Source organism: Thermanaerothrix sp., assembly GCA_026417795.1.
Lineage (GTDB): Bacteria > Synergistota > Synergistia > Synergistales > Synergistaceae > Thermanaerovibrio.
This window is the reverse complement of sequence record JAOACP010000074.1, coordinates 1-2297: the sequence shown is the minus strand read 5'-3', so window position 1 is coordinate 2297 and position 2297 is coordinate 1. Positions and strand designations below refer to the sequence as shown.

The 2297-nt window shown below is 52.0% G+C and carries 2 protein-coding genes; one reads left to right on the top strand and one right to left on the bottom strand.

Translation table 11 applies throughout. The features are described from left to right. Positions 1-1232, top strand: a 1232-nt coding sequence (locus tag N2315_09040; protein ID MCX7829319.1) for an MATE family efflux transporter, incomplete at its 5' end; no start/stop codon positions are given. Here the strand turns inward: N2315_09040 and N2315_09035 are convergent. Then, positions 1229-2297 (bottom strand): hypothetical protein (locus N2315_09035; GenBank protein MCX7829318.1); only part of this gene is annotated, 1069 nt, incomplete at its 5' end. The two genes, N2315_09040 and N2315_09035, sit on opposite strands and share 4 nt — an antisense overlap.

Below are 2297 nucleotides of genomic sequence, written 5' to 3'. Positions count from 1 at the left end.
GCGGCTACTCCCAGGAAGCGGTGGCGGGGGTAGGAATCGGTAATCAGTACATCTTTTTTATTCAGCTTCTTTTTAACATCGTATGTATTGGGACCAGTATCGTTCTGGCCCAGTACCTGGGGGCTAAACGTCACACCGAAGCAAGCCAGGTAATTCAGGGAAGTATTCTTTTAGTGGGCGCCCTGGCCGGTGGGTTGTTGGTTCTTATTTTGGTGGGAGCGGGACCCCTCCTTTCTCTGTACAAGGCGGAGCCCGCAGTACGGTCCTATGCCATTACGTACTTAAAAATATTTGGCGGTTTTGGTTCTTTTTTTGTAGCCTTTAACATGTTGCAGGGGACGGTCCTTCGGGCCTATGGCTATACCCGGGATACCATGGTGGTCACCTTTATTGCAAATGGTATCAATGTGATTGGGAATGCCATCTCCCTGTATGGGCCCTTTGGCTTGCCCATTTTAGGGGTAACCGGCGTTGCCGCTTCATCGGTTATCTCCCAGATAGCGGCCTGTGGCATTCTTGCCTGGAGAATTAAGAAATATCCAGAGGTACGGTTCCGTCTTTCCCACTGGAAAAATATTCCCTCTTCTATATTCAAGACAATTATTCAAATAGGGCTTCCTTCGGCGGGGGAATCTCTTTCCTACAATGTGGCCCAGATTGTGATTATGGCCCTGATAACCACCTTTGGTACGGCTGCTGTTTCGTCGGTGGTGTATGCCCAGACCATCGTCCGGTTTGTGTTTATCCTTCCTATGTCGATTGGTGCGGGAGTCCAAATAAAGGTAGGGTACCTGGTGGGTGCTAAGAAGTTTGAAGAAGCCTATAACCGTCTGTATCGTTATCAGCTGATAGGTACGGTTATTGCGATGGGGATTATTACCCTTCTCCAGTTTGTAAAAAAGCCGATAATCGCCCTCTTTACCCACGACCCGGCGATTTTAGCCACCACAAGTACGCTGTTACTGTATTCGTACTACATTGAATTTGGCCGTTCTATCAATCTTATTACTATCTCTGCGCTTAAAGGGGCAGGGGACGTCCGTTTCCCCGTGGGGTACGGCATATTCTCTATGTGGTGCATCATGGTGTTAGGGGCCTATCTTTTTGGGTACAAAGCAGGATTAGGCCTTGTGGCGGTATGGCTTGCTATCGGAACCGATGAAACCCTCCGGGGCCTGGTAATGCTGGGACGCTGGAAGAGTAAGCGGTGGATGGAAAAACGGCTTACCTAGCGGTCTTCTGGAATGTTCTCGGGCGCTTCCTTGGAAGCCGGGTAGAAGATAAGGCCCCCTTCCCTTAAAGTTCGATATATGCGGGATAGCTCCGAAGGTTCGGCGAGGGAAGTCAGGTGCTGAAGTAGTTCTGTCCTGGATACGGTCCGGGGAGTGTGGGCGCGGGAAAGAAGGTTGTGAAGTGTCGCCAGGGGAGTGTCTTTTTGGTTTCCAGGATTTTTCCGTCCGTCCCGGGGAGAAAGACGGAGGTGGTATGCTTGATAGCGGTACCACCACCGAAGTTCCTGCGGGCCGGCCGATGGGTCGGCGAAAAGAAGGGGCTCGCTTCCCAGAAAAAGGCACCATTCCCTGGTCTCCTGCGCAGGGCCGGAACTGACAGCGACAGAGGGGTGGGATTGGGTTTCCCCAGCCCTGGCCTGGGAAAATGGAGTTACCCCGGTATGGTTTTTCTGTGGTGCCGCAGCAACTTCAAGGTCCTGGGAGGAATCCTTTGCGTGAGAAGCATGGGTACCCGCGGGAGGCCAGCGATTTCTTGCTTCTTCTTTTGTAAGATATTCCTGGAGTAAGCCAGATACCCGCTCTGGTTCCACCTGTGGGCGGGGAACCTTAAACGAAAAATACCGGGTCACCGGTATATCTGTTTTCCCCTTCATCCAGTCATGGAGCATGGTATCCAGGGGGATGGTGTACCTGTTGAATCGTTCTTCCCCTTCGAAGGGGATATCGTTGTCCGCGAAATAGTCGGATGGAGTTGGCCCTTCCCGGAGTACTAAATCAGGATGTCTGCCCTGGCATTTTTCCCGATAAAAACGGGAATGGCGGGTAAGCACGAATTTATGCCAGAACGCCGAGTCTAAGAGCCCCTCCGCAAAGAGTTGCCGCAGCAATTCTGCCGAATCGATGATTTCCTGCTCTTCCTGGTCCCAGTACCCGTAGATTAGATACGCATGGGTTAAGATGCCCGATTCTTTAAAGGCCGCACAGGAGGCAACCACCTCTTTGAGGGTGATGCCCTTTCCCATCCGCTTAAAGCCCCGTTCAGTGGCCACTTCTATCCCCCCGGAG